The sequence below is a fragment of the Xanthomonas hydrangeae genome (genome assembly GCF_032697525.1).
GTDB classification, from domain to species: domain Bacteria; phylum Pseudomonadota; class Gammaproteobacteria; order Xanthomonadales; family Xanthomonadaceae; genus Xanthomonas; species Xanthomonas hydrangeae.
Genome location: NZ_CP103836.1, coordinates 881,408 through 907,346, shown reverse-complemented (window position 1 = coordinate 907,346; position 25,939 = coordinate 881,408). Strand labels below are relative to the sequence as shown.

The window sequence follows — 25,939 nt, the reverse complement described above, 5'->3', positions numbered from 1 at the left end:
GACTTGGCGCATGGCCGATCTCACCATCCTCGTCGCCGACGACCACCCGCTGTTCCGTGCCGCCGTGATCCACGTGCTGCAGCAGACCTTGCCGCAGGCCGATGTGGTGGAAGCCTCCAGCGCCGCCACGCTGAGCGCCATGTTGCGTTCGCACCCGCAGGCCGAGCTGGTGCTGCTGGACCTGGCGATGCCGGGCGCACGCGGCTTCTCGGCGCTGTTGCACGTGCGTGGCGAGCACCCGGACATCCCGGTAGTGGTGATCTCCTCCAACGATCACCCACGCGTGATCCGGCGCGCGCAGCAGTTCGGCGCGGCCGGTTTCATTCCCAAATCCACCCCGGCCGAATCGATCGGTACCGCGGTGGCCAGCGTGCTGGAGGGCGGCACCTGGTTCCCGCCGATGACCGCCGAGCGCTCCGAGGCCGACGCGCAACTGGCCTCCAAACTCGCCCAGCTCACCCCGCAACAGTTTCGCGTGCTGCTGAGCCTGGCCGACGGCCTGCTCAACAAGCAGATCGCGCACGAGCTGGGGCTGGCCGAAAACACCGTCAAGGTGCACGTCACCGCGATCCTGAAGAAGCTGGACTGCTACAGCCGCACGCAAGCGGCTGTACTGGTCAAGGCGCTGGAGCCGGAAGGCGAGGGCTGAGTGCTCCTGGTGATCGTGTGCTGCATCGTGTGTTGCGATGACCATGGCGCGCTCGGACGCAGCGCCGTGCAGAACGGCGATGCGAACGCGGGATGACGCGACGGGTAGATCGGTCGTGCCGTTGTCGGTGAAAGATCATTCCACGTGAGGAAGTTCATCGCTGCCGAGGAATCTGCCATGGCGATGCATCCATCAACTGCGCAACTGCACCTTGTGGGCGCCGTAGATGAGTTGCTGTGCCATCGGTCGGCCGATGAAACGCTGTGGAAAGATCGGCGGCAACGCGCTGATCTGATTCAGTCGCGCCAGTTGTTCGTCGCTCAAGACGATCTCCAGCGCACCGAAATTGTCTTCGGCCTGTTGCAGCGTGCGTGCGCCCATCACCGGCGAGACCACGGCTGGATGGCGCAAGGTCCAGGCCAGCGCCACCTGCGAACGCGAGGCGCCCAGTTCGTCGGCGATGGTGCCGACCACATCGGCGATGTCCAGCGAGCGCGCGTTGAGATGCCCGGTCGAGGCGATCACGCCCTTGCGGCTGGTCGAAACCTCGGCCGCGTTGTCGTCGGAGAGAGCGGCGCGGTTGTATTTGCCGGTCAGGATGCCGCCGCCCAGCGGCGACCATGGCAGCACGCCCAGGCCCAGTGCGCGTGCCATTGGCAGTAACTCGTGTTCGACGCTGCGTTCGACCAGGCTGTATTCGATCTGCAGCGCCACCAGGGGCGACCAGCCGCGCAGATCGGCCAGTGTCTGCAATTGCGCCACGCGCCAGGCCGGGGTGTTGCAGATGCCGAGGTAGAGCACCTTGCCCGATTGGACCAGATGGTCCAGACCGCGCATCACTTCCTCCGGCGAGGTGGTGAAATCCCAGGCATGCAGATACAGCAGATCGATGCGATCGGTGTCCAACTGTCGCAGGCTGGTCTCGACCGAGCGGATCAGATTGAGGCGATGATTGCCGCCGGCATTGATGTTGTGCGCATCGCGCGACATGGTGAACTTGGTCGCCAACACGATGCGTTCGCAACAGTCCTTGATCAGCGTGCCCAGAATGCGCTCGGAGCCGCCATTGGTGTAATTGACCGAGGTGTCGATGAAGTTGCCGCCAAGGTCCACATAGGCATCGAAGATGCGCCTGGATTCATCCGCGTCTGCCCCCCAGCCCCATTGTTCGCCGAAGGTCATGGTGCCCAGCGACAGCGGCGAAACACGCAGCCCGGAGCGGCCGAGCAAGCGATAGTGGTCCAGCGAAAATGTTCGACTCATGCGTTGGTTCTCCCGGTAATGGCGTCGTGCGTCATGCGATGCACTGTGCCGCGGGCCGGTGAGTCAGCGTGAGCCTGGTTATCCGGCATCCTTGCCTGATCGTCCGAATCGTCCACGCAGCACCATCGCGCAAGACAAAGCCTTGCATGCGATGTGCATGGCGCATTGCTACGTTGATTGCAATGCGCCGACTAACACGCGCGCAGCGCTCGCACGGCCCGCACTGGGCGGGAGTATCACAGACAGGCAGGGGTGCGCCCTGCTGGGCGGCGAGTGAGCGACCAAGACGCCAGGATCTGCGACTTCGCTGCAGGGCCCTTGCCCGCCCACCATCGCGGGACACGCTGCAAGTACGTCCCTGTAAGCTCTTACGCGGCATCCATGCCGCGTAAGGTCCCGCGACGGTGGGCGGGCAATGACCTGTCGAGATGGTCGGTGTGCAAGGTACAGGCAATGCACGACGTGCGTTGTTCGGATACGACGCGTCCGATCATGTTCCCAACACAGGCCGAGCAACGGAAAAGCTTTTAAGAAAAGCAGCCGAGCAACTCTCTGGTGCGGTGCCCTCGCCGATTGCGGGACCGTGTGGCGGCATGGATGCCGGCACCGAGCCCCCAGGGTGAAGTGACCCCCGGAAGTTGGACACTCCGTCCAACTCCGAGGATTTCATGCACAGATATGACGCTCGCTTCAAACTTCAGGTCGCCAAGGAGGCCTGCAAGACCTCCATCTCGGTCAAGGCGGTGGCTCGCCGTCATGGTCTGGAGTTCTCCACGGTCAGGCGTTGGGCAGCGACCTATCAGTTGCACGGTTGGCGCGGGTTTCACCGCAAGGCCCGCTCCTATGATCTTGCGTTCAAGCTGGAAGTTCTTGAAAAGATGCGCCAAGAGGGGATGTCTGCGCGCGAGGCCACGACCTACTTCCAGATAGGCAGCGCCGGTGCGGTAGCGCATTGGCAACGGCTGTATGCTGACGGCGCCGCCCAAGCGTTATCGCCGCCCCAGAAGCCGATGAAAAAAAAACGCTCGTCCAAGCCCGCCGAGGACATGAGCCGCGATGAGCTGCTTAAGGAAGTGGCCTACCTGCGTGCGGAGACGGCCTACTTAAAAAAACTCGATGCCTTGATCCAGGAAGAGCAGGCGGCGCAGCGCGCAAAGCGCAAGCCGTCCACGGATTGAGGCAGACCTACGCACTGCCGCTTTTGCTCAAGGCGGCCGAGCTATCGCGCAGCACGTTCTATTACCAGATTCGTGCCCTGGCCCGTCCCGATGAAGGTGAGATCGACCTGTGTGAGCGCATCCGCGCGATTTACGATGAAAACCAAGGGCGCTATGGCTACCGCCGCATCGCACTGGAACTGGCCAATCAGGGTGAGAGGATCAACCACAAGCGGGTGCAGCGCCTGATGGCCGGACTGGGGCTGCGATCGCGGGTGCGCATCAAGCGCTATCGCGCATTCAAGGGCGCAGCCAATGTCATCGTAGCCAACGAACTGAGCCGCCAGTTTGAAGCTCAGATGCCCAACCAGAAGTGGGTGACCGATGTCACCGAGTTCAAGGTGCAGGGCATGAAGCTCTATCTTTCACCGATCATGGATCTGTACAACGGCGAAATCGTGGCCTATCAGATGAAACGCCGACCGGTATTCGACCTGGTGGGCCAGATGCTGGATCAGGCAATCAAAAAACTTTCGCCCGACGCTCGGCCGATGATCCACTCTGACCAGGGATGGCACTACCAGCACGAGAACTACCGGCATCAACTCGAAAAGCACTCTCTGAAACAAAGCATGTCCCGACGCGGCAACTGCTTGGACAATGCGGCCATGGAGAGCTTCTTCGGGACGCTGAAGTCCGAATTCTTTTATCTAAACAGCTTTGACAGCGTCGAAAGTCTGGAAGCCGGGCTGGTGGAGTACATCAGGTACTACAACGAAGACCGGATCAAGCTCAAATTGAAGGGCCTGAGTCCGGTAAAATACCGGGAGCAGAGCAAGCTGGTCGCCTGATCGCCCAACTGTCCAGCTTTTGGGGGTCACTTCAGGGACGGGTTCACGGCGTGTCCCGCGGGCGGTGAGGGCACCGCGCATTCGACTAACTGGCTGCTGACTGCATCTAAGCGGCGCTACGACTCGATATCCAGGCGCAGCAGCACGCTTACGCAGGCGTATCGTGCGCAAGCTGCCGACAGTCACGCGACGCCATCAGAAATCCAGCGAATAACCCAGCGTAAACGTACGGCCGCGCCCGGCGAAGTAGCGCAGCGGTTCGACCAGGGCAGTAGGTGATGTACTGCTTGTCGAACAGATTGGACACACCCATGCGCACTGCACCGCGCGGCAACGCGTAGTTGAACGTCGCATCCACCAGCGTGTAGCCGCTGAAGCGCTTGTCGGCCTCGTCGAAGGATTGGCTGAAGGCATGCTGGGCCTGCACGAACGAGGAGAACTTCGGTGTCCACTGCGCCGACCACGAGGCAATCACCCGATTGGGCGCCACGTTGAGGCCATCCAGGCGGGCATCCAGTTGCCCATCGTTGTCGCTGTCGTAGCGGCCACGCGTGTACGCGTACGACAGGCGCAGGCGATGCGCCGCATCCAGGCGATACCCCAGGCTGGCGTCCACACCCTGCACGCGGGTCTTTTCGCGGCTCATCATGAAGGCGCCATTGATCGGCACCACGCGCGTGCCCAGATCCGAGTTGGACTGGAAGTAGCTCAGGTCCGCATCGAAGGCGCCGCGCGTGAGGCGGGTGCCGGCTTCCACGCTCTTGGTCAGGATCGGCTCCAGCGTGCTCAGGCTGGCCACGCGCGTGCCTGGCGTGTTGATCGCGCGCAGCACGCGGCCCACGTCCGGCATGCCGAAACCTTCGGAATAGCTGATGAAAAAGCTCACACCCTCGGCCGGTGTGTAGACCAGGCCTGCGTTGTAGAGGGTCTGGTTGAAGTCGAGCGTGCCGCCTTCGACAGCGACCCGGTTGTAACGCCACAGCGTCTGGTAGCTGTCGATCTTCAACTCGGCTTCTTCGCGGCGCACGCCGGCGTGCAGGGTCAGCTCGGGCAGCAGTTTGTATTCGCCCTGCACGAACAGCGACAGGTTGCGGTAGTCCGACTCGGGCACATAGGTGCGCCCGGTGCCGTAGAGATCCTGCTTGCCGGTGTCGGCCAGCAGGTCGACGCCGCCGGTGAGCTTGAGCCGGCCATCGAGCAGATCATCCTTGGTCAGGCTGATCTTGCTGCCCCACTTGGAGGCGACCGAACGCGATTGGTCGTACAAACTGCCGACCGGTGCGATGCGCGGGTCCTGAAACGTGGACGAGTTGTCGGCGCCGAACAGCCCTTCGAATTCCTGGTTGAACACCATCGCGCTCAGCTGCATGCCGGCCAGGTCGTCGTGGGTGTACGACAGGCTGGAGGTCAGTACATCGTTCCAGGGCGCGGTGCCTTGCGGGGTGCCGCGCACCGAGGTGGTGGGCAGGCCTTGCGCACGGTTGCCGGCGATGCCGATGTAGTCGTTGTCGTTCTTGATGCGGTAGCGGTTGACGCTGACGCTCAGACGCTGCGCGTCGGTGAGCGCGTAGCCGAGCTTGGCCAGCACGTCGTAGCTCTTGGACGTCATCAGGTCGCCCTGGGTGTTGTCGGCACCGATCGGCCGGCCTTGTCCGTCCACATACAGGCCTTGGTCGCTGTAGCTGGCCGAGAACAGGTAATCGAGCTTGTCCGTGCGGCCGTCCACGCGGTAACGGGTCTCGACGCTTGCGGTTTCCGCACGCGTTTCCGAGGTGGGCGCGGTGGCCTGCACGTCGACGTGCTGGTTCAGTTCACCATCCTGCGGACGCCGGGTGATGATGTTGATGGTGCCGCCGGTGGCGCCCAGGCCGTTGATCGCGTTGGCGCCCTGGATCACTTCGATGCGCTCGACCATCGCATAGTCGATGGTGTGCGCTTCGCGACCGGTGGGGCGGATCGGATTGGACTGCGGCACGCCGTCGATCAGGATCAACGGCGTGCGCCCGCGCAGGGTTTCGCCGCTACCGTTCATCTTGCCGCGGCTGGGCGTGTACGAGGGAATCAGGTTGGCGAGCACGTCGGAGGAGTTGCTGGAGATCGTCAGCTGTTGCTGGATCTGCGCCTTGTCGATGATCAGCACCGTCTGCGGCGACTCGGCCACGGTCATGTTGGAGCGCGAGGCGGCAACCACCACCGTATCCAGCGTATCGGTGACATCCGATTGCGCGGACGCGGTGGCAGAGGCGAGCAGGCAGAGCGAGGCAAGCAGCGGCATACCGGCCGATGCGGAGACGGGAGATTTCATCGTGCAAGGAACTCCAAAACGCGGCGGCACGCGTGCAGGACACGCAAGCCGGGGCGAAAGTGACGATCAAATGGGAATCATTATCGATATTCTAGCAGGCGCTGGCGCCACGGCGTCCGGCATGCCGCTCTGCTGCGAGCATGCGACTGCACGCCTTGGCAGCATCGTTACGCTGCCGGAGCACTGCGATGCGAGTGCAGGCAGTCGCTGTGTGCTCAGCAGCGCGTGCAGGCCTAGCTCGACGACGTTCTGCACTCACGCTGCAAGCTGTGCGCGATGCGTCTGCCCGGGCATGCTTGCGCAGCAAAGCAGGCAACTGTCTATGCTATGCCGACCGCCATCGAACATCGCAGCTGCGGCACCGTGACCATCAAATTCGACCTCAACGATCTACAGGCATTCCGCGCCGTTGCCGAAAACGGCAGCTTTCGCCGCGCCGCCGAACGGATACGGATCACCCAGCCGGCGCTCAGCCGCAGGATCGACAAACTCGAGTCGGCGTTGAACGTCAAGTTGTTCGAGCGTACGACGCGCAAGGTGGCGCTCACCACGGTCGGCCAGGCCTTCATGCCGCAGGTCGAGCGCATGCTCGACGATCTGGATCTGGCGTTGATGAGCATCGGCGATGCCGGATCGAGCAGGATGGGCACCGTGACCGTGGCGTGCGTGCCGTCCGCGGCGTACTACTTCATGCCGCAGGCGATTCACGGGCTGCATCAGCTGTTTCCGAAGATCCGCATCCGGCTGTTCGACGGCAGCGCCAGTCATGTCAGTGCGGCAGTGGCCTCCGGCGAAGCGGATTTCGGCGTCAGCTTCAGCGGCAACCTGGCACCGGAGGTCGAGTTCGAGCCGTTGCTGCAGGAGCGCTATGTAATCGCGTGCCGCCACGACCATCCCTTGTCCCGGCGCGAACAGGTCAGCTGGCAGGAGGCTTATGGCCACGACTACATCACGCTCGACAAGACATCGGGCAATCGGCTGGTGCTCGATCGGGCGCTGTCTGCCTTTACGCCGGACCGGCCCAGCATCTGCGAAACCCGCCATGTCACCACCTTGCTGGGGTTGGTGGAAGCAGGCGTCGGCATTGCCGCGGTTCCTTCGATCGCAATGCCCTCCCGCCCGCATCCGCTGCTGGCGGCGGTGCCGCTGGTCGAACCGGAGGTAGCGCGTAATGTGGGGATGCTCAAACGCCGGGGACGCACGTTGACACCTGCCGCGCTCGAACTGGCTGCACTGGTGCGACGGATGCCCGCGCGCTCACGGTGAGACCGGATCCAGCCCGGTCGCGCGCGCGACCGCTTGCGCCTCATGCGACTGCAGGTAGGCAAGCAGGCGCTTTGCCGCTTGCGGATGCGCCGCAGTGACCGGCACGCCTGCCGCATAGCGCGTGACCGACTGCAGCGGCTCGGGGATCTTGCCGACGAAATCCACGCCTGCCACCGGAAGCAGTTCGGCCACCTGCTGAAACCCGAGCTGGTAGCTGCCGTTGGCCACCACCGCGCCCACCGGGATGCGCTCGATCTTGCGGCTCTTTGCCATCATCGGTCCTTCGATCTGCAGCCGCTTGAACAGCGTGGTCTCGATGTAGACGCCACTGGCGCTGTCGGAATAGGCGACGGAATCGGCCTGCAGCAGCGCCCTCTTGAACTGTGCGACGTTGCCGATCTTCGGCTTGCGTGCGCCGCTGCGCACCACCATGCCGATCCTGGAATCGGCCAGCTCCACCCGCGATGCGGGATCCACCAATCCTGCATCGATCAGCTTCTGCAGCGCACTGCCCACCATGATCACCACATCGGCATGCTCGCCGCGTGCGAGCCGTCTGGGAATGGATTGCGGCGTCTGGCCCATCGAAGGGCCATGCAGCGTCTCGAGCGTCGTGCCGGTCTGCGTGCTGTACTGCGGCGCCAGGCGCTCGAAGGCGGCAGCGAAGCCGCCCGAGGTCATCACGGTCAGATCCTGCGCGCCTGCGGCCGGCGACAGCAGGGTAATGGCGACAACCGCACCCAGCCATTTTTTCCACACAGCCCGCATCATTTCGCCGCTCCCGCAGCAGCGTCGAGGCCGGTCGCTGTCGCTGCGTTGCCATGGCGTCGGTAGAGAAACAGCGTTGCCAACAACGCGCACACGGACGCAAATACCAGCCAATAGCCAGGGGCGGCCTTGTCGCCGGTGACATGGATCAACCAGGTGGACATCACCGGCGTAAAGCCGCCAAAGACCGCCGTGGCCAGGCTGTAGGCAAGCGAAAATCCCGCCACCCGTACATGCGCCGGCATGAGTTCGGTGAGCGCAGGAATCATGGCGCCGTTGTAGATGCTGTAGATGAAGGACAGCCACAGCAGCGCCTGCAACATGTGCGCAAAGCTCGGTGCGGCGGCCAGGAACGCGAGTACCGGATACGCGCTCAGTACGCACACCACCGCCATGGTCACCAGCAGCGGTTTGCGGCCGAACCGGTCGCTGAGCGCACCGCCGATCGGCAGCCAGATGAAGTTGGAGATGCCGACCAGCAGCGTCACGATCAATGCGTCGCCGGTGCTGAGTTTGAGCACGCTCTTGCCGAAGGTCGGTGCGTAGACGGTGATCAGATAGAACGCGGTCGTGGTCAGCGCCACCATCAACCCGCCGGCGATCACGGTGCCGGCATTGTTGGCCAGCCCGCGCATCACCTGCTGCATCGTGACGCGCTGCGTGCGCTGCGCGAACGCCGCAGTCTCTTCCAGGCTGCGCCGCAGCAAGAAGATGAAGGGGATGATGACGCAACCGATGGCAAAGGGAATCCGCCAGCCCCATTGCGCCAGATCCTGCGGCGCCATGAGCTGGTTGAGCGCATACCCGATGGCTGCCAGCGACGATGGCAACCTGCTGGCTGGCCGATTGCCAACTCGCATAGAAGCCGCGCCGCCCCGGCGTCGCCATCTCGGCCAGATACACCGACACGCCGCCCATTTCGGCACCTGCCGAAAAACCTTGCAGCAACCGCCCGAGCAATACCAAGGCCGGTGCCCACAAACCGATGCTGGCATAGCCGGGCACCAGCACGATCAGGACGGTGCCGCTGGCCATGATTGCCAGGGTGACGATCAGGCCCTTGCGGCGGCCCACATCATCGATATACGCGCCCAGGATCACTGCACCCAGTGGACGCATCAGAAAGCCTGCGCCAAACACGGCGAAGGTCATCATCAACGAAGCGAATTCGTTGCTTGCCGGGAAGAACACCGCGGCGATCTGCGTTGCGTAAAAACCGAACAGGAAAAAATCGAACTGCTCAAGAAAGTTGCCCGAGGTCACCCTCAGCACCATTCCCAGTTTCGACTGCCCCTTTGCCTCAAGGCTGGAAGTCTGCATAGATCGCCCTCCACGACAGGTATGCATGTGCGGAACATCTGAGGCGATCGATTCTGGTGGAGATGGCCGATGTTGATAATTGCTGCTTTCTCATCGACTGATGCAGGTTGAACATCAGCACACGCTGCAGCGGTGCTCGGCTCCCACGCGCGTCGATGCGGCAGGCGCGGCGCGTGCGGCAGCTGCGTCCACAGATGCCGCCGGGCGCCGGCGCTTATCGAGCCTGGCGGTGGTGCGTGGTCACTTCTTGGCCCGATAGACAATGATGCCCGGGGTCCTTGCGACATACTCCATGAACGGAGAGTCCACGACTTTCATGTTTTCCTTGCGGGATGAGGCGTTGCGTAGCACCGGGCCCTTGTCGGTCATGATGAAAAACCCGACGTGGGTGACGTCCAGCCCAGCCAGAGGCGTGTAGATGCCGATGTAGTCGCCGGTGCGCAGCCGGCTGACAACCGTGCTGTCGACGCGTTCGGTGGGAATGTAAGTGATGGTCCGGTCAACCACCGGCAGACCTGGAAGATAATTGCTGCCATCGGCTTTTCGGTTGAGCGCTTTGGCGACGCTGACCGCATTGGGGCTGACCATTGCGGTGATATCGGTGGCGAGCTCGTACGGTCTGTTGGCCCAATCGGTAAAGAAATGCTTGCGATGGGTAAAGCTGACAACGCCCTCGACGTAGCGGGTAAGCACCAGATGATTGACGAAATCCTGCTGTGAGTAGGACTTTCGCGCCGCCTCGACGTAATCCAGATAAGTGAAGCAGTCCAATCCGGTGAAGTCGATGATCAGTTTCTCTGGCGTGGTGGCCGAGCCCTGCAAGACATGGTCGCGGTAGGGCGTGCCTAGAAATTCTGCCGAGATCGCGTCGATCAGGTGGCCCAGGCTTAATCCCCTATGGTTTGAGGCCTGATCCAGCACGGCATTCAATTTATTGACCGTGTAGGGATCCATGGTCACGCGCGATGGCGGCGCTGGCTGCGTGACGCCGGAGGACGTTTCCGCCTGCGCTGGAAATCCCCCTGCACAGCTCGCAAAGAGCAGTGACATCAGCAGCGGTAGCGTTGTCTTGAACATCGCATTTCCAGCTTTCGGGGGCAGGCTGCAATGGTCGAGCAGATTCTGAGCTGCTGCACCAGCGAGCACGAAGCCGTGCTGCACGATCCGAACGTGGCGTGTGTGGCTGCGTGCAGCATTACCCACGCCGCAGCAACATCTGCGTCACCAGCGCACGCAGTGCCGGCGGGCGCACCGGTTTGGACAACAATCCCCAGCCTAGGTCCAGCGCATGCTCGCGCAGTGCGGGATCGGGTTCTGCGGTGACTAAAATTACGCGCGGTTCGCGTTGCCAGCGTTGCACCAACTGCGGCAGCAAGATGGGGCCGTAGTGCTCGCCCATGCGCACGTCCAGCAACAGCAGTTCCGGCACATCGTCGGCGTTGGCGGCGGCCAGTGCATCGTCGGGGCCACCGGCAAAATCCACCCGGCATTCCCAGCGTTCGAGCAAGACGCGCGTGGCTTCGCACACGCGTGGCTCATCGTCCACGCACCAGACGCGGCAGCCGTGCAGGATCGGGTCGTTGGCGTTTTCTGCAGTGGTGGTGGGCGGCGGCAATTGCTTGGCGATGGCGGCACGCTCGCCCAGCGGCAGCGTGACCGAAAATACGCTGCCGCTCCCCAGCGTGGAATGCAGACCGATGCGGTGACCGAGCAGGCGGCCGATGCGTTCGACGATGGCAAGCCCCAGACCGGCGCCGCGATCGTTGGCCACGCCATCGTCCAGGCGGCGGAATTCTTCGAAGATTTCATGCTGCAGTGTTTCGGGAATGCCGGGCCCTTGATCGTGCACTTCGATGCGCAGCCAGCCGCCACGGCGACGACAGCCGATCAGCACCCGCCCACGCGGGGTGTAGCGGATCGCATTGGAGAGAAAGTTCTGCAGGATGCGCCGCAGCAGGTTTTCATCGCTCAACACCACCGCCGAGGTGGGCACCCAATCCAGCACCAGGCCGCGGTCTTCGGCCAGGATCCCGAACTCGCGTGCCAGCGTTTCCAGCAGTGGGGCGATGGCAAAATCGCGCACCTGGGTTTTCAGGCTGCCCGCTTCCAGCCGCGAGATATCCAGCAGGCTGTTGAGGATGGCGTCCTGCGCGGCCAGCGCGCCTTCGATGTTGTCGACCACACGTGCGCTGCCGGTCTCGCGCACCTGCCCGCGCAACACCGAAACGAACATGCGCGCGGCGTTGAGCGGCTGCAGCAGGTCGTGCACCGCCGAGGCGACGAAGCGGGTCTTGTAGCGGTTGGCGCTCTCGGCCTCGCGCTTGGCGGCGGCCAGGTCGCGGGTGCGTTCGGCCACGCGGTGTTCCAGCGCGTCGGCCAACGAGCGCAGTTCGCGCGCGGCGTTCTTGTAGCTGGTGATGTCGGCGTAACTGGTGACGAAGCCGCCATCGGGCAGCGGGTTGCCGCGGATTTCCAGCACCGTGCCGTCTTCCTTCTCGCTCTCGCGCATATGCGGTTTGCCGCTGCGCAAATGGTTCAAACGGCGCTCGATGGCCGCTTCGATCGGCCCCGGACCAAGCAGGCCACGGCGTGCGTTGAAGCGGAACAGGTCTTCGATCGGGCGGCCGATCTTGAGCAACTCCGGCGGGAAGCGGAACAGCTCGACATAGCGCGAATTCCACGCCACCAGATTGAGCGCATCGTCGATCACCACCACGCCTTGCGGCAGGTGTTCCAGGCTGCGGCTCAAGCCGGCATTGGCCTGCTGCGCGGCGGTGACCACGCCATCCTGGGCGGTGCGCAGTTCTTCGGCGTGTTGTTGCAGCAGTGTTTCCAGTTCGTCCCGGCTGCGCTGACGCAAAGCCGCCAGCCGCCGCCGTTGCTGCACGAACAACCACAGCAAGGCCAGTGCCAGCCACGCACCGGCGGCGGCAATCGCAGCGGCGCGGCCGGCGGCTGCGCTGGCGCGGGTGTCGTGCAGCAGATGCAGGCGCCAGCCGCTTTCGGGCAATTCAAGAGTCTGCCAAAGCACCGGGCCGGCGAGCGCTGGCTCGCGGACCTCGGCCAATACGCCGCCGTTGCCGGTCTGCTCGATCAGCCGGCGCTGCAACGGTAGCAATCCCTGGTCGGCGTACTGGCGGGTGCTCTGCAATTCGCTGCGATCGCGCAGGCTGAGCGGTGCCAGCATGCGGTAGCGCCAGTCGGGGCGGCTGGCCAGAAACACCACGTCGTGCGCATCGGAGGCCAGCACGATGTCCGGGGTCTGCAGCCATTCGCGTTCCAGTGCGGCCAGCGCGATCTTGATCACCACCACGCCCTGCACCTGGCCGGCAGAGTCGACGATCGCTTGCGACAGGAAATACCCCGGCTCGCTGGTGGTCATGCCGATGCCGTAAAAGCTGCCGCTGCCGGTGGCCAGTGCCTGCTGGTAATAAGGGCGGAACGCGTAGTCCACGCCCACATTGCTGCGCGGCGCGCGCCAGTTGCTGGCCGCCAACGCGATACCACTGCGGTCGATCACCGTCAGCGTGGACGATTGGGTGACGTTGTTGGCGCGTTCGAGTTTGGCGTTGAGCTGTTCCACCTGCGCGGCCGACAACGGCCCGGACACCGCAGCGCGCAGCTCCGGGTCCAGCGCCAGAATCTGGGGCAAGGTGCGATAGCGATCGATACGCTGCTGCAAGGCCTGCGCATACAGCCGCAGCTGACGCCGCACGGTGGCGCTTTCGTCGCGCAAGGCGTTCTGCTCGACAAAATGCCCGGCCGCGAACATGGCCACCAACATGCCGCCCAATACGATGGACAGCGTGAACAGCAGGCGGCGGTGTTGCGAGGCGTACATGCGCCAAGTATGGCGGTGCGCTGGTACATCGTGCAGCTGTCGCCGCGGATATCCGCACCGACGACCGCCCCGCATGACCACCAAACGAGCCCCCGACAAACGACTGCGGCCGCATCCTCGGAAGGATGCGGCCGCATAGGCACACACGCTGGTGTGCGTTACAGCATCACCGCGTTGAAGCGGCCAACCAAGACAACGCGCGGCCAACCAGGCCCGCGTTGCATCTGCTCAACAGCGCTTAAAACTGCACCTGCGCACGCAGTTCCATCACGTGCGGGGTCTCATGCACGCCATTGCGCGAGGAATCCACCCAGCTGTAGTTGGCCTGCATCTTGAAGTGGCTGGTGAGGTACCAGTTGGCACCGATGGTGGTGTCGTGCTGGCGGCCGCCGTGGACGTTGTTGTCTTCCAGATTCAGACGGCTGTAGCGGGCAGTCAGCTCGACCGCGCCGTAGTCGTGCGCCGGCTTGATATTGCCCGGGACGCCGCCGGCATAGGTGCGCGACTCGCCGGTCAGCGACCAGGTGCCGTAGAGGTACTGGCCCTGCGCGATGAAGTGCGGCAGGTTGTCGTTACGCGCCACTTCGGCACGCAGCGCTTCGCTCTGCAGCGAGAACGGGCCGTGGATCCAGACCGCTTCCACGCCGGTGCGGATCACGTGATCCACATCGAGGATGGTGCCGGTGTCGATCAGACGCACGTCGGTCAGGCCGGCTTCCGGGCGGGCGCGCAGGCGCACGCGCGGGCTGAAGGACACCCCGCGGCCGTCGCTGAAGCCGCGCGGGTTTTCGACCGAGCCGGCGATGCCCAGGTGCAGCACGTCGCCTTCGGCCTTGAACGGGGTCCATGCCGCATGCACGGCCTGGGTGGTGCCCGGGTTGTCGCCCTGCAGATCCTGGCCGCCGTACGCGCCGGCCTGCAGCAGGTACTGCTGACGCTCCAGGGTCCACTCCACACCGGTCCGCCGGCCCTGGAACACCGCCTGCACCGGCAGGCCCAGCTCCATGAAGCTGCCCGCGCGCGAGCTCTGCACCGCTTCCAGACCCACCGGCACCTTCATGTAGCCCAGCCGCACGCGGCCGTAATCCTGGCCCAGCAGCGCCTTGGTCTCGAAGCGGTAGAACACGTCCAGCCACAGCTTGGCTTCGAAGTCGAAGTACACCATGGCGTCGTAGACGCCCTTCTTCTTGAGGGTGGCGCCGAATTCCTTGCGGCGGAAATCGGTGCGGTCTTCCAGGCGGTCGTCGCCGGAAAAGTTATTGTCGTCGTAGGCGTAGTTGCCGGTCAGACCCAGCTCGGTGCCATCACCGAAGGTGTACTTGGTCGGCCAGTTTTCGATCGAGGTGGCCGCATTGGCGGCAGCGGGCGCGGCGGCGATGGCCAACGCAAGAACGAGCGGATTGAGGCGCATAGGAATGATCTTCGGCAATGAGAAGGGGCCGGGCGTCCTGCCATGGCGGTCGCAATAAACAGCTTCAGCAAGCGCGCAGGTTCCGGGCATCGAACGCACAGGGAATCGTTGTCTGTGTTAAACGAAATTAACGGCCGGCGGTGGCGCCGCTGAAGTGTAAGACGGCGTTCAGCCCGCGGACAGTGCGTAGTACCAATGGGCTATCGGCCCTGGCTGTGACGTGCGGCCAGAATGCGTGCACCGGGTGCCTGCTCAGGCGCCCTCTTTGTTCCCTCGGAGTGGTGTCATGCACATCAGCAAGCCTGCCGGCCCGTTGCCGGCGTCTGTCCCCTTCTACCGCCAGCTGTACTTCCAGGTGGTGGTGGCGATCGTCCTGGGTGCCTTGCTCGGCCATTTCGAGCCGGCCTTCGCCGAAAGCCTCAAGCCGTTGGGCGACGCCTTCATCAAGCTGGTGAAGATGATCATTGCCCCGGTGATCTTCCTGACCATCGTCACCGGCATCGCCGGCATGACCCACCTCAAGACGGTGGGACGGGTCTTCGCCAAGTCGATGGCCTACTTTTTGTTCTTCTCCACGCTGGCGTTGATCGTGGGCATGATCGTGGCGCACGTGGTGCAGCCCGGTGCCGGCATGAACATCAACCCGGCCGAGCTGGATCAGAGCGCGGTCAACACCTACGTGCAGAAATCGCACGAGCTGAGCCTGGTCGGCTTTTTGATGGACATCATCCCGGCCACGCTGGTCAGCGCGTTCGTCGATGGCAACATCCTGCAGGTGCTGTTCGTGGCGGTGCTGTTCGGGATCGCGCTGGCCCTGGTCGGCGAGCGTGGCCGCCCGGTGCTGAGCTTCCTGGAAGCGCTGACCGCGCCGGTGTTCCGGCTGGTGCACATGCTGATGAAGGCCGCGCCGATCGGTGCGTTCGGTGCGATCGCCTTCACCATCGGCAAGTACGGGGTGGAATCGCTGGTCAATCTGGCCTGGCTGGTGGGCTCGTTCTATGTGACCTCGCTGTTCTTCGTGCTGGTGATCCTGGGCATTGTTTGTCGCCTGTGCGGCTTTTCGGTGCTCAAGCTGATCCGCTATCTCAAGGCCGAACTGCTGCTGGTGCTGGGCACCTCCTCGTCGGAGTCGGCGCTGCCCTCGCTGATGGAGAAGATGGAAAAGGCCGGCTGCGAGAAGTCGGTGGTGGGCCTGGTGGTGCCGACCGGCTATTCGTTCAATCTGGATGGCACCAACATCTACATGACCCTGGCCGCCTTGTTCATCGCCCAGGCCACCAACGTGGACCTGAGCCTGGGCCAGCAGATCACCCTGCTGGCAGTGGCGATGCTCAGCTCCAAGGGCGCGGCCGGCGTGACTGGCGCCGGCTTCATCACCCTGGCCGCCACCTTGTCGGTGGTGCCGGACGTGCCGGTAGCCGGCATGGCGCTGATCCTGGGCGTGGACCGCTTCATGAGCGAGTGCCGCTCGCTGACCAACTTCATCGGCAACGCGGTCGCCACGGTGGTGGTGTCGCGCTGGGAAAATGCACTGGACCGCGATCAGCTCAAGCTGGTGCTGGATGGCGGCTCGCCGCCGTTGCAGGCACCGGTGGCCTCGACCGACGTTGTCGCCCCGATCAGCGCACGCTGATGCTTCCTGCGGCCCTGTCTTCCGTCGGCACTGCCGGCGGGATGCAGGGCCGTTTTCGCTTTGAGCCAGACCCTGGCCGCAGTGCGCGACGCGCTGCAGCATGCGATTTCCCTGCCGCGCTGACAGCTGCGCGACAGGCCCTTGTTCAGGCAGGAGGGTAGAATTCAGCCCTCCTGCGCCTTCGAGACCCACACAGCCGATGTCCAACGACGACTTCAAACAGGCCGCCCTCGACTACCACCGCCAGCAGCCGGCCGGCAAGATCAAGGTCACCGCGACCAAGCCGATGCTGACCCAGCGCGATCTGTCGCTGGCGTATTCGCCGGGCGTGGCCTTCGCCTGCGAGGCGATCGTCGAAGAACCCACCCAGGCCAGCGAGCTCACCGCGCGCGGCAATCTGGTGGCGGTGATCACCAACGGCACCGCAGTGCTGGGCCTGGGCAACATCGGCCCGCTGGCGTCCAAGCCGGTGATGGAAGGCAAGGGCGTGCTGTTCCAGAAGTTCGCCGGCATCGACGTGTTCGACATCGAGATCAACGAGAACGACCCGGACAAGCTGGTGGACATCATCGCCAGCCTGGAGCCGACCTTCGGCGGCATCAACCTGGAAGACATCAAGGCGCCGGAGTGCTTCATCGTCGAGCGCAAGCTACGCGAGCGCATGAACATCCCGGTGTTCCATGACGACCAGCACGGCACCGCGATCATCGTCGGCGCCGCCGTGCTCAACGCGCTGGTGGTCACCGGCAAGAAGATCGAAGAGGTCAAGCTGGCCACTACCGGCATGGGCGCGGCCGGCATTTCCTGCGTCAACATGCTGGTCTCGCTGGGCCTGAAGCCGGAGAACATCCTGGCGCTGGACCGCGACGGCGTGATCCACACCGGCCGCACCGATCTGGACCCGGACAAGCAGCGCTATGCGCGCGACACCGACAAGCGCACGCTGGCCGAAATCGTCGAGGGCGCCGATATCTTCCTGGGCCTGTCGGCGGCCGGCATCCTCAAGCCGGAGATGGTCGCCACGATGGCGCGCCAGCCGGTGATCTTCGCGCTGGCCAATCCCAATCCGGAGATCACCCCGGAAACGGCCAAGGCGGTGCGCCCGGATTGCATCATCGGCACCGGCCGGTCGGACTACCCGAACCAGATCAACAACGTGCTGTGCTTCCCGTACCTGTTCCGCGGCGCACTGGACGTGGGCGCCACCGGCATCAACGAAGAGATGAAGATCGCCTGCGTCAAGGCGATCGCGGCGATGGCACGGCGCGAGGCCTCCGACCTGGGCGCGGCCTACGGCGGCGAGACTCCGAGCTTCGGCCCGGAATACCTGATTCCGCGTCCGCTGGACCCGCGCCTGCTGGTGGAGCTGTCGTCCGCCGTTGCGCAGGCGGCGATGGATTCGGGCGTGGCCACGCGGCCCATCGACGACATGGAGGCCTACCGCGACAAGCTCGGCCAGTTCGTCTACCGCACCAGCCTGATGATGAAGCCGGTCTACGACCGCGCGCGCGCCGACAAGCAGCGCGTGGTGTATGCCGAAGGCGAAGAGGAAGTGGTGTTGCGCGCGGTACAGAACGTGGTCGACGAAGGCCTGGCCTTCCCGATCCTGATCGGCCGCCCGGACGTCATCGAGGCGCGTATCGAACGCATGGGTCTGCGCCTGACCGCAGGGGTGGACTTTGAAATCACCAACATCTACGACGACCCGCGCTTCAACGAGTATTGGCAGTATTACCACGCACTGACCGAACGTCGTGGCGTGACCGTCACCGCCGCCAAGGAGTTGATGCGCTCGCGCCCGACCTTGATCGCCGCAGTGATGGTGGCGCGTGGCGAGGCCGATGCGATGCTGTCCGGCGTGGTCGGCCGCTTCCACAAGAAGCTGGGCTACGCCCGCAGCGTGATTCCGCTGGAACCGCGGGTGAGCTCCACCTCGGCGATGACCGGGGTGATCAACCAGTTGGGCGTGTTCTTCTTCCTGGATACGCATGTGCAGGAAGACCCGACGGTCGAACAAGTGGTGGAAGCCACATTGCAGGCCGCGTATCGCCTCAAGTTGTTCGGCATCGAGCCCAACATCGCGCTGCTGTCGCACTCCAACTTCGGCAGCCACGATTCGCGCGATGCCTTGAAGATGCGTGCGGTGCGCGAAGCACTGCTCAAGCGCAAGCCCGAGCTCAACATCGACGGCGAAATGCAGGGCGACACCGCCTGGGACGAAGCGCTGCGCAAGCAGATCATGCCCAACAGCACGCTCAAGGGCCGCGCCAACCTGTTCGTGCTGCCGAACCTGGAAGCGGCCAACATCGCCTACAACCTGGTGCGCGTGTTCACCGACGGCGTGGCGATCGGGCCGATCCTGATGGGCATTTCCAAGCCGGTGCACATCCTCACCACCAGCGCCACCTCGCGCCGGGTGATGAACATGACGGCGATCGCGGCGGTGGATGCGCAGATCCGCAAGCAGCGCGATGCCGAAAAAGCGATAGCCGATAAGGGGAATGGTTGAGAGATCGGTTGCTGATAAAGCAACGATAGGAAAGGCAGCGGCCGAGGCCATGAAAAGCGGCGGCTGAGCAAGCAATGCTCGAAAGCCCCTCTCCCCCCGGGAGAGGGGTTGGGGTGAGGGTACGGTTTCTCCAGGGAGTGCCAAGCAACGGCTGTCGGTCTCTGGCTTCGGTGAGGGGCGCCAGCGCGTCCGGGAATCGGCTCTTCGGCTCGGTCAGACATCCTGTCTGACTCGCCGCCGCGGCACATCCGTGTGCCGCTCTCCGCCAATCCCCGGCCACGCTGCCGCCTTGGCGCGTCGTTGACATGACTCAGTCAAGGCAAGCGAATTCTCCGCTTTGTTTTCCGTACTGCGCGATTCTCTATGACAGCAGCAGAGCCTGTGCTCCACAACTGCGCGAGCGCAACCTGCGCCTGTCTGAGTGCGGCAAATCGTCATGCCATGACAACGCGACGATGGATCGCGGACAGCGCCAGCCTTAACGCACCGCAGGCTTCACACCCAACAACTCAAGCTCCGCCAGCTGCACTTTCGCAGGCGCGCTGAAGCGCAGTCGATATTCCACATACGCTCCAGGCCGAGCGATCCGAAACGGCCGCGTCTGCAACGGCCAATCGAACGCTTCATCACGACGCTGATCAATCATCGTCCACGCACCACCAGCCGCACGGGCTTCCAAGGTCCACCCACCTGCAGAAATCGCCGTATTGCCGCTGGTCAGTGTGTAGAGCGTCGGCGTGCCGGGCGTAATGCCGCTGAACGTCAGCGTCGATGTCGATGCAACTGCAGCGACCGTTCCCGCATCGTCGTCATGCAACGTAGCGACATCGCCATCATCGTCCAGCGTGATGCGCGCAGTGTTTCCAAGCAGATCCTGCAGCGGGGCAGGGCGCTCCCCAGGCGCAGTCAATGACGGCGGCACATCGTCAGGCCCGGTGCCCCAGCGCGACGGCGTCGGCCCCATCACGAAATCCAGCGTCGCGCCCTTTGCAATGTCCGCATGCGGCAACCAGGTCTTGCGCCAGGGTTTTCCATTGAGCCTGAGCGATTGCACATACACGTTCTGCGGCGAATTCTGTGGCGCATTGACAACTAACATGCCGCCCTTGGGCAGACCCACGCTGGCATGCTTGAACAGCGGCGAGCCGATCACATACTCCGGCGCGCCCATGCGCAGCGGATACAGCCCAAGTGCCGCGAACAGATACCACGCCGACATTTCGCCGTTGTCTTCATCGCCGGGATAGCCCTGGCCGATCTCGCTGCCCAGATACAAGCGCGCGAGGATCTCGCGGCTGATGCGCTGCGTCTTCCACGGCTGCCCGGCGTACAGATACATCCACGGAAGATGGTGCGCGGTCTGATTGCTGTGCGCATACATGCCCATGCGCACGTCGCGCGCTTCGGTCATCTCGTGGATGGTGTCGCCATACGAGCCGGCAAACGTGGCTTCGGCGGTTTCGGGCGTGGTAAAGAACGTATCCAGTTTCGCGGCCAGTCCCGCGCGCCCGCCATACAGCGTGGCCAGGCCTTCGCCATCGTGCGGTGCGGTGAATGCAAACGTCCAGCCACTGGATTCGGTGTAATCGTTGCCCCACACGCGCGGGTCGTACTGTGCAGCATTCACACGCCAATCGCCATTGGCCTTGCGGCCCTGGAAAAAGCCGATCGCCGGATCGAACAACGCCGAATACCCGGCCGCACGGTGGCGAAAATACAGCGCTTCGGTGGCATAACGCTCGCGCGCTGTTGCCGTCGTCGCTTGCCTGGACAGCGCATCGGCCATGTTGGCAATGCCGAAGTCGTTGAGCGCGCCTTCCATCGACCACGACATGCCTTCGTGCGTGTCGGTATCGGCGTAACCGCGAAAGGTGGAACGCGCCATGCCTTTGCGGCCGACGTGGCGATCCGGCGCCACCACGGTCGCATTCTTCAGCGCGGCAGCGTACGCCTCGGCCGGGTCGAAACCCTGCACGCCCTTGCGCCACGCATCGGCAAACGCCACATCGGAACTGGTGCCCACCATCAGATCGGCATAACCGGGCGAGGACCAGCGCGCCACCCAGCCACCTGCACGCGATTGCTCCAGGAAGCCCTGTACGAATGCGCCGGCATCGTCGGATGCGAACAACGCATACGCCGGCCACGCGGTGCGAAAGGTGTCCCACAAGCCGTTGTTGACGTAGACCCGGCCATCGCGGATAGGCGCAAAACTGCGCACCGCACTGCCATCGATGTTGTCGTCCGACCAGCTGCTCTGGCTGGCGTAACGCCAGTCCGGCGCGCTGTTGCTACCGGCGTTTTCATGGCCGGAGTTGGGATACAGATGCAGCCGGTACAGATTGGAATACAGCGTGGTCTTCTGGCCGGCAGTGGCGTCGGGAACTTCGAATCGCTCCAGTAGCGCATCCCATGCATCCTGCGCACGCGCAGCGATCTGCTCCAAGGTCGCCTGCGGCGCGATCTCCAGCGCAAGGTTGCGCCTGGCCTGATCGAGCGAGATCAGCGAAGTGGCGATGCGCATCTGCACCTGCCGCGTGCTGCCCGCATCGAACTTGATCCAACCGGTGGGCCGGCCGGTGTCGCTCAGTCCGCTGGTTTTCCATGGCGTATCGAAGCTGGCATAGACATACATCCGCGTCGCGCCGGTCGACAGGCCGCTACGCACATCGGTGTAGCCGGAGAGCGTCTGTGTCGCAGCATCCAGGTGCAATCCACCGCGCGCGTCCACATTGTCGAACAGCAGATTGGCATCGCCCAGCGCCGGGAAGCGAAAGCGGAACAGCGCTGCATGATCGGTCGGTGCGATCTCGGCCTGGATTCCGTTGTCCAACTGCACCGCGTAGCGATACGGTCGCGCGATTTCGGTGTCATGCGAGAAGGCCAGGGCGCGCTTGCTGCGATCGGCCTCCGGCGCGCCCTTACTCAGCGACGGCATCACCTGAAAGGTCTGGCGGTCGCCCATCCACGGGCTGGGCTGATGGCTGAGCGACAGCGCCTGCAGGCGCGGGCGGTTGTCCGCAGCGTTGTGCTCGTTCCAGCGATACAGCCAGGTCAGCGTTCCCGCATCGGTCACCGGCGTCCAGAAGTTGAAGCCATGCGGCACTGCGGTTGCAGGAAAATTATTGCCACGCGAGAACGTGCCGTTTGACTGTGTGCCGCGCGTGGTCAGCACCCAGTCCGAAGGACGCGTTGCAGGAGTGAGCGGCACATCGGCAATGGCGATATCGTCGATCCAACCGGCACTGGTCGCACCTGTAGGCGGCGCAACCTCCAATTCGATCGCCACCACGCGGTGCCCACGGAAAGCGGCCACGTCCCCCAGCCGTACCGCCTTGCGCGTCCATTGCTGCGGATACAGCGTCTTCGAATCGCCCTGCGCACGTGCACCAAGTGCGACGCCATGTTGATCCCGCGCAGCCCTGGCAGACACGCGCGTGCCGTCGTCCAGCAGCAGATCCAACGACACATAGGTCGAGGCCACGTGATCGCTGCCCACACTTTCCGGCAACACCAGCCACGACAGCGTCGTATCGGCACCGATCAGAGCATCGTTGGTAAACAAGGTGCATCGCCCACCTGCACCACGGCTGTCATACCGCAACGCATGCGCACCGCTGTAGCCGGCGTTCGGCCTGGCTGCATACGGTGCAGCGGGGCCCGTGCCGATCGCAATCTGCACATCGCCTGCCGCAGCGCCGACCGGCAAGGGCTCACCCTCTTCGAACGAACTCGAAAAGCCGGTCGCCGCACTGACAGACAGTGGCGCAGCGCAGGCCAGGACAACGGCAATCGAGAACAACGAGCCACGCGGACGCAGCAGAACGACAGGCGAGGTCACGTAGTGATGTCTCCTTGGCTAGCGACGTAGCAGGGCATGTACGGTTGACGGATGTGCGCGGTCTTTGCAGATCACCCAATCCGATCCCGATGCGCAATTGCCCAGTGATGATAAGCGCGATGTTCCGGCGTGGTGGCGTGGCGCTGCCGTGCCGGCGGCGCGGCAGGTCATTGCCGGACCAGCCACAGCGCCATCCGCCGCCGTCCGGCCTCCCGCCGAGACCATCGCAATCCCAACCCACGCAGCGCGGTCAACGGGCCGCTCACCACGCAGGCTGCTAGAATCCGCACTCTGCCTTGCCTTTACGATCGTGCCGCCATGAGCCAGACCGCCACCGCGCCCGCCAATGCCGAATCGCGTTACACCGTGCACCGCGGCGATCTGCCGCTGAGCTGCCCGACGCCGCAGATGGCGCTGTGGAACTCGCATCCGCGCGTGTACCTGCCGATCGAAGACGAGCCCAACTGCGAAGCCAAGTGCCCGTATTGCGGCGCGTTGTTCGTGCTCGCCGACTGATCCTGGCCGGATGCACCGCCTGACCGTGGTGCAACTGCTGCCGGCGCTGCAGTCCGGCGGCGTCGAGCGCTCCACCCTGGAAATCGCCGCTGCGCTGGTGCGTGCCGGCCACCGCGCCGTGGTGGTCTCGGCCGGCGGTCGCCTGGTCCAGCCGCTGCTGGAGGCGGGCGGCGAACATCTCACTCTGGAGATCGGGCGCAAGTCGCTGCTGACCTTGCGCCATGTGGTCGGCCTGCGCCGGCTCTTTGCCGAACTCGGTGCCGACATCGTGCACGCGCGCTCGCGCCTGCCTGCCTGGCTGGGCTGGTACGCGCTGCGCGGCATGCCCCAGGCCACGCGGCCGCGCTTTGTCACCACCGTGCACGGGCTCAATTCGCCCAGTCGCTATAGCGCGGTGATGACATACGGCGAGCGGGTGATCTGTGTCTCGCAGACGGTTCGCGATTACGTGTGTACGCACTATCCGCAGACCGATACTGCACGCTTGCGCACCATCCCGCGCGGGGTTGATATCGCGCAGTTTCCGCGTCGCCCGCACCCTGATCACCGTGCGCGCAAGTGGGCACGGACGCTGTTGCCCGGTTTGCCGGCCGATGCGCCCTTGCTGCTGCTGCCCGGGCGCGGTACGCGCCTGAAAGGACATGCCGACGGCCTGCAACTGCTGGCCGACGTGCGCGCTGCCGGCGTGCCGGCCTGGTTGTGGCTGCCGGGCGCGCGTGAGCCGGGCCGCGAAGCCTATGTGCGCGAGCTGGAAGCCGAGGCTGGCAGACTGGGCGTGGCCGAGGCGGTCGCCTTCACCGAGCCCACCGCACGCATCGCCGAGGCCTATGCGGCCAGCGATCTGGTGCTGCAGCTCTCGCGCAAGCCCGAGGCGTTCGGCCGCACCGTGGTGGAGGCCTTGTCGGTGGGCCGGCCGGTGTTGGGCTGGGCACACGGTGGTGTCGGCGAGTTGCTGGCCGAACTGCAGCCTGCCGGCGCAGTGCCGACGTTCGATGCCCAGGCGCTAAGCACTCAGGCACTCGGCATGCTGCAGCAGGCGCCGACACCGCCAGCTGTGCTCCCCTATACGTTGCAGGCCATGCAGTCGGCCACCTTGAAGGTCTATGACGAACTCCGCCGCTGAGGCCATCCCACCCGCGCCCACGTTGACGCCCGATGCCGGTCGCTGGGCACCGCTGTGGGTGATCCTGTTCGTGGCGCTATGGCCCACGCCCGGGCTGGCCGAAACGGTGTTGTCGCTGGGCGCAGTGTTCGCCGCTTATCGCTTGTTGCATGCGCGTTTCCGTGGTGGCACGCGGTTGCTCAGCGGCGCTGCCTGGGCGCTGACCAGTGTGTTGTTCTTCGCGTACTGGTTGCCGCAGATGTTGTCGGCATTCGATGCGGTGGACGTGGGGCGCGCGCTGCGTAAATCGGCCACCGATCTGCGCTATCTGCCTTTCATGTGGTTGTGCGCGATCGCGGTGGCCAATGCGCAGCGCCGCCGGCGCACCTTCATCGGCCTGGCGGTGATCGGCGGGGTGTGGACGCTGGACGCGCTACTGCAGGCCGCATTCGGCAGCAGCCCGTTGTTCTTCGGCCTGGATCAGATCAAGCAATGGATCAGCGGGCATGGCCTGTGTACGGCGGAAGAATTGGCACTGGTCGACCGCCTCAGCGGCGTGCTGGGCCCGTGCAATCTCAAGTTCGGGCAGACCCTGGCCAGTTTGTCGCCGTTCCTGCTGCTTGCGCTCGGGCGGCGCACTGCCTGGGCGTGGGCGGGCGCTGCGGCAGCTGTGGGCGTGGTGCTGGTCTTGGCCGGTTCACGCGCCTCGTGGATCACCTACGGCGTGATCGTGCTGCTCTCCGGCTGGCAGTTGCTGGGCGGCCGTCGGCTGCTCGCGGTGGCGGTGGTCGGCACGCTGTTGGCCGTCGGCGTGGTGGCAATGGCACCGCAAGCGCGCGAGCGCATCCAGCGCACCGCATTGGCCTTCAGCAATGGCGAACAAGGCGTCGACCAGGCCTTGTCCGGGCGTGCGCAGATCTGGGGCGCGGCGCTGTGCATGATCCGCGCGCATCCGCTCAACGGTGTGGGCGCGCGCGGGTTCCGCCAGGCATATCCGGCCTGCGATCCGGCACCCGAACAGGCGCCGGCATGGGGCGGCGGCCCTGCCTTCCATGCGCACCAGATCGTGCTGGAAATTCTTGCCGAAACCGGCGTCATCGGATTGCTGCTATGGCTGGCCGGCGCGGCGCAGGCGTGGCGCGCGTGGCGCTATTCCAGCGTTGCGGCGCGTGAGCAGGCGCGTCCGGCGATGATCGCGTTGGTGGCAACGGTCTTTCCGCTCAACACGCATCTGGCGTTCTATTCCAGCTTCTGGGGTGGCCTGAGCCTGATGCTGGCCGGCTTGTATGCCGGTGCCTTGCTCAATGACGACGCAGATCAGCCGCCGTCGCGATAGGCTTGGCGCTCAAGACGATTGCGCCTAGCGGGAGATCGACACGGCAGGCGGGAATCACGCGTCCACTGCGGTTGCGTGCGCGACGTGCGCACTCATCCCGACGATCGCTCGCGACGCACGCCTGGCTGGTTCCGTAAACCAAGGCAGTCATCTGCGAATGCATGCGTGACG

Annotated in this window: 15 protein-coding genes and 1 pseudogene; 8 read left to right on the top strand and 8 right to left on the bottom strand. The window is 64.4% G+C overall.

Going from position 1 to position 25,939, the window contains the following annotated elements; all coding sequences use genetic code 11:
- Window positions 1-10 precede the first annotated feature (10 nt).
- Complete coding sequence (locus NYR97_RS03660; RefSeq protein WP_024938967.1) at window positions 11-649, top strand: response regulator; 639 nt, start codon at window positions 11-13, stop codon at window positions 647-649.
- Between the two features lie 192 nt (window positions 650-841).
- Here the strand turns inward: NYR97_RS03660 and NYR97_RS03655 are convergent, their stop codons facing one another.
- Window positions 842-1,912: an aldo/keto reductase gene (locus tag NYR97_RS03655; protein ID WP_316696738.1), complete on the bottom strand. Its 1,071-nt coding sequence runs from the start codon at window positions 1,910-1,912 to the stop codon at window positions 842-844.
- Between the two features lie 668 nt (window positions 1,913-2,580).
- On the opposite strand from NYR97_RS03655, the gene NYR97_RS03650 reads away from it, so the two are divergent.
- Window positions 2,581-3,920 (top strand): IS3 family transposase gene (locus NYR97_RS03650; protein ID WP_205394725.1). Its coding sequence is split into 2 segments (ribosomal slippage): window positions 2,581-3,016 and window positions 3,016-3,920, totalling 1,341 coding nucleotides; the frame shifts between segments, so codons are not numbered across the junction.
- Between the two features lie 148 nt (window positions 3,921-4,068).
- Here the strand turns inward: NYR97_RS03650 and NYR97_RS03645 are convergent.
- Entirely contained in the window at window positions 4,069-6,225 is a 2,157-nt protein-coding gene (locus NYR97_RS03645; protein ID WP_316696737.1) for a TonB-dependent receptor, read from the bottom strand.
- 363 nt (window positions 6,226-6,588) lie between these two features.
- Between NYR97_RS03645 and NYR97_RS03640 the strand changes: the two genes are divergently transcribed.
- Window positions 6,589-7,491 (top strand): LysR family transcriptional regulator, encoded by a 903-nt coding sequence (locus NYR97_RS03640; protein WP_316696736.1) that lies wholly within the window; start codon window positions 6,589-6,591, stop codon window positions 7,489-7,491.
- Here NYR97_RS03640 and NYR97_RS03635 read toward each other — a convergent pair.
- From NYR97_RS03635 to NYR97_RS03615, 5 genes and pseudogenes are all read right to left on the bottom strand, one after another.
- Window positions 7,483-8,250 carry a substrate-binding domain-containing protein gene (locus NYR97_RS03635; protein WP_345784969.1) on the bottom strand — a complete coding sequence of 256 codons (768 nt, stop codon included), beginning with the start codon at window positions 8,248-8,250 and terminating at the stop codon, window positions 7,483-7,485. The two genes, NYR97_RS03640 and NYR97_RS03635, sit on opposite strands and share 9 nt — an antisense overlap.
- 8 nt (window positions 8,251-8,258) lie before the next feature.
- A pseudogene (gene tcuC, locus NYR97_RS03630) lies at window positions 8,259-9,606 on the bottom strand (tricarballylate/proton symporter TcuC).
- A gap of 213 nt (window positions 9,607-9,819) precedes the next feature.
- The gene (locus tag NYR97_RS03625) at window positions 9,820-10,740 is read right to left on the bottom strand and encodes an N-acetylmuramoyl-L-alanine amidase-like domain-containing protein (RefSeq protein WP_316696734.1); all 921 of its coding nucleotides are present in this window, start codon (window positions 10,738-10,740) and stop codon (window positions 9,820-9,822) included.
- A 34-nt stretch (window positions 10,741-10,774) separates the two neighbouring features.
- Window positions 10,775-13,420, bottom strand: coding sequence for a hybrid sensor histidine kinase/response regulator (locus NYR97_RS03620; protein ID WP_316696733.1), 2,646 nt, complete (start codon window positions 13,418-13,420; stop codon window positions 10,775-10,777).
- Between the two features lie 238 nt (window positions 13,421-13,658).
- Window positions 13,659-14,831: an OprO/OprP family phosphate-selective porin gene (locus NYR97_RS03615; protein WP_316696732.1), complete on the bottom strand. Its 1,173-nt coding sequence runs from the start codon at window positions 14,829-14,831 to the stop codon at window positions 13,659-13,661.
- Window positions 14,832-15,117: 286 nt separating this feature from the next.
- On the opposite strand from NYR97_RS03615, the gene NYR97_RS03610 reads away from it, so the two are divergent.
- Complete coding sequence (locus tag NYR97_RS03610) at window positions 15,118-16,464, top strand: dicarboxylate/amino acid:cation symporter (RefSeq protein WP_205393777.1); 1,347 nt, start codon at window positions 15,118-15,120, stop codon at window positions 16,462-16,464.
- Between the two features lie 199 nt (window positions 16,465-16,663).
- Entirely contained in the window at window positions 16,664-18,973 is a 2,310-nt protein-coding gene (locus tag NYR97_RS03605; protein WP_316696731.1) for an NADP-dependent malic enzyme, read from the top strand.
- Window positions 18,974-19,451: 478 nt separating this feature from the next.
- Here NYR97_RS03605 and NYR97_RS03600 read toward each other — a convergent pair whose 3' ends face one another.
- A complete protein-coding gene (locus NYR97_RS03600; protein WP_316696730.1) occupies window positions 19,452-22,814 on the bottom strand; it encodes a GH92 family glycosyl hydrolase in 3,363 nt (1,120 codons plus the stop codon).
- A gap of 318 nt (window positions 22,815-23,132) precedes the next feature.
- Here NYR97_RS03600 and NYR97_RS03595 point away from each other — a divergent pair, with 318 nt between their 5' ends.
- Genes NYR97_RS03595 through NYR97_RS03585 form a run of 3 tightly spaced genes read left to right on the top strand, consistent with a single transcriptional unit; the run spans window position 23,133 to window position 25,768 of the window.
- Window positions 23,133-23,330, top strand: a complete 198-nt coding sequence (locus tag NYR97_RS03595) for a zinc-finger domain-containing protein (protein ID WP_006451050.1) — start codon at window positions 23,133-23,135, stop codon at window positions 23,328-23,330.
- 10 nt (window positions 23,331-23,340) lie between these two features.
- Window positions 23,341-24,453 (top strand): glycosyltransferase, encoded by a 1,113-nt coding sequence (locus NYR97_RS03590; protein WP_316696729.1) that lies wholly within the window; start codon window positions 23,341-23,343, stop codon window positions 24,451-24,453.
- Complete coding sequence (locus NYR97_RS03585) at window positions 24,434-25,768, top strand: O-antigen ligase family protein (RefSeq protein ID WP_316696728.1); 1,335 nt, start codon at window positions 24,434-24,436, stop codon at window positions 25,766-25,768. Before NYR97_RS03590 ends, NYR97_RS03585 begins: the two co-directional genes overlap by 20 nt.
- Window positions 25,769-25,939: the final 171 nt, after the last annotated feature.

Bases quoted from the DNA above. Each gene is read 5' to 3' on its own strand.
- NYR97_RS03660 (WP_024938967.1), top strand. From the start codon at position 11: ATGGCCGATCTCACCATCCTCGTCGCCGACGACCACCCGCTGTTCCGT.
- NYR97_RS03655 (WP_316696738.1), bottom strand. From the start codon at position 1,912: ATGAGTCGAACATTTTCGCTGGACCACTATCGCTTGCTCGGCCGCTCC.
- NYR97_RS03645 (WP_316696737.1), bottom strand. From the start codon at position 6,225: ATGAAATCTCCCGTCTCCGCATCGGCCGGTATGCCGCTGCTTGCCTCG.
- NYR97_RS03620 (WP_316696733.1), bottom strand. From the start codon at position 13,420: ATGTACGCCTCGCAACACCGCCGCCTGCTGTTCACGCTGTCCATCGTA.
- NYR97_RS03615 (WP_316696732.1), bottom strand. From the start codon at position 14,831: ATGCGCCTCAATCCGCTCGTTCTTGCGTTGGCCATCGCCGCCGCGCCC.
- NYR97_RS03610 (WP_205393777.1), top strand. From the start codon at position 15,118: ATGCACATCAGCAAGCCTGCCGGCCCGTTGCCGGCGTCTGTCCCCTTC.
- NYR97_RS03605 (WP_316696731.1), top strand. From the start codon at position 16,664: ATGTCCAACGACGACTTCAAACAGGCCGCCCTCGACTACCACCGCCAG.
- NYR97_RS03595 (WP_006451050.1), top strand. From the start codon at position 23,133: ATGAGCCAGACCGCCACCGCGCCCGCCAATGCCGAATCGCGTTACACC.
- NYR97_RS03590 (WP_316696729.1), top strand. From the start codon at position 23,341: ATGCACCGCCTGACCGTGGTGCAACTGCTGCCGGCGCTGCAGTCCGGC.
- NYR97_RS03585 (WP_316696728.1), top strand. From the start codon at position 24,434: ATGACGAACTCCGCCGCTGAGGCCATCCCACCCGCGCCCACGTTGACG.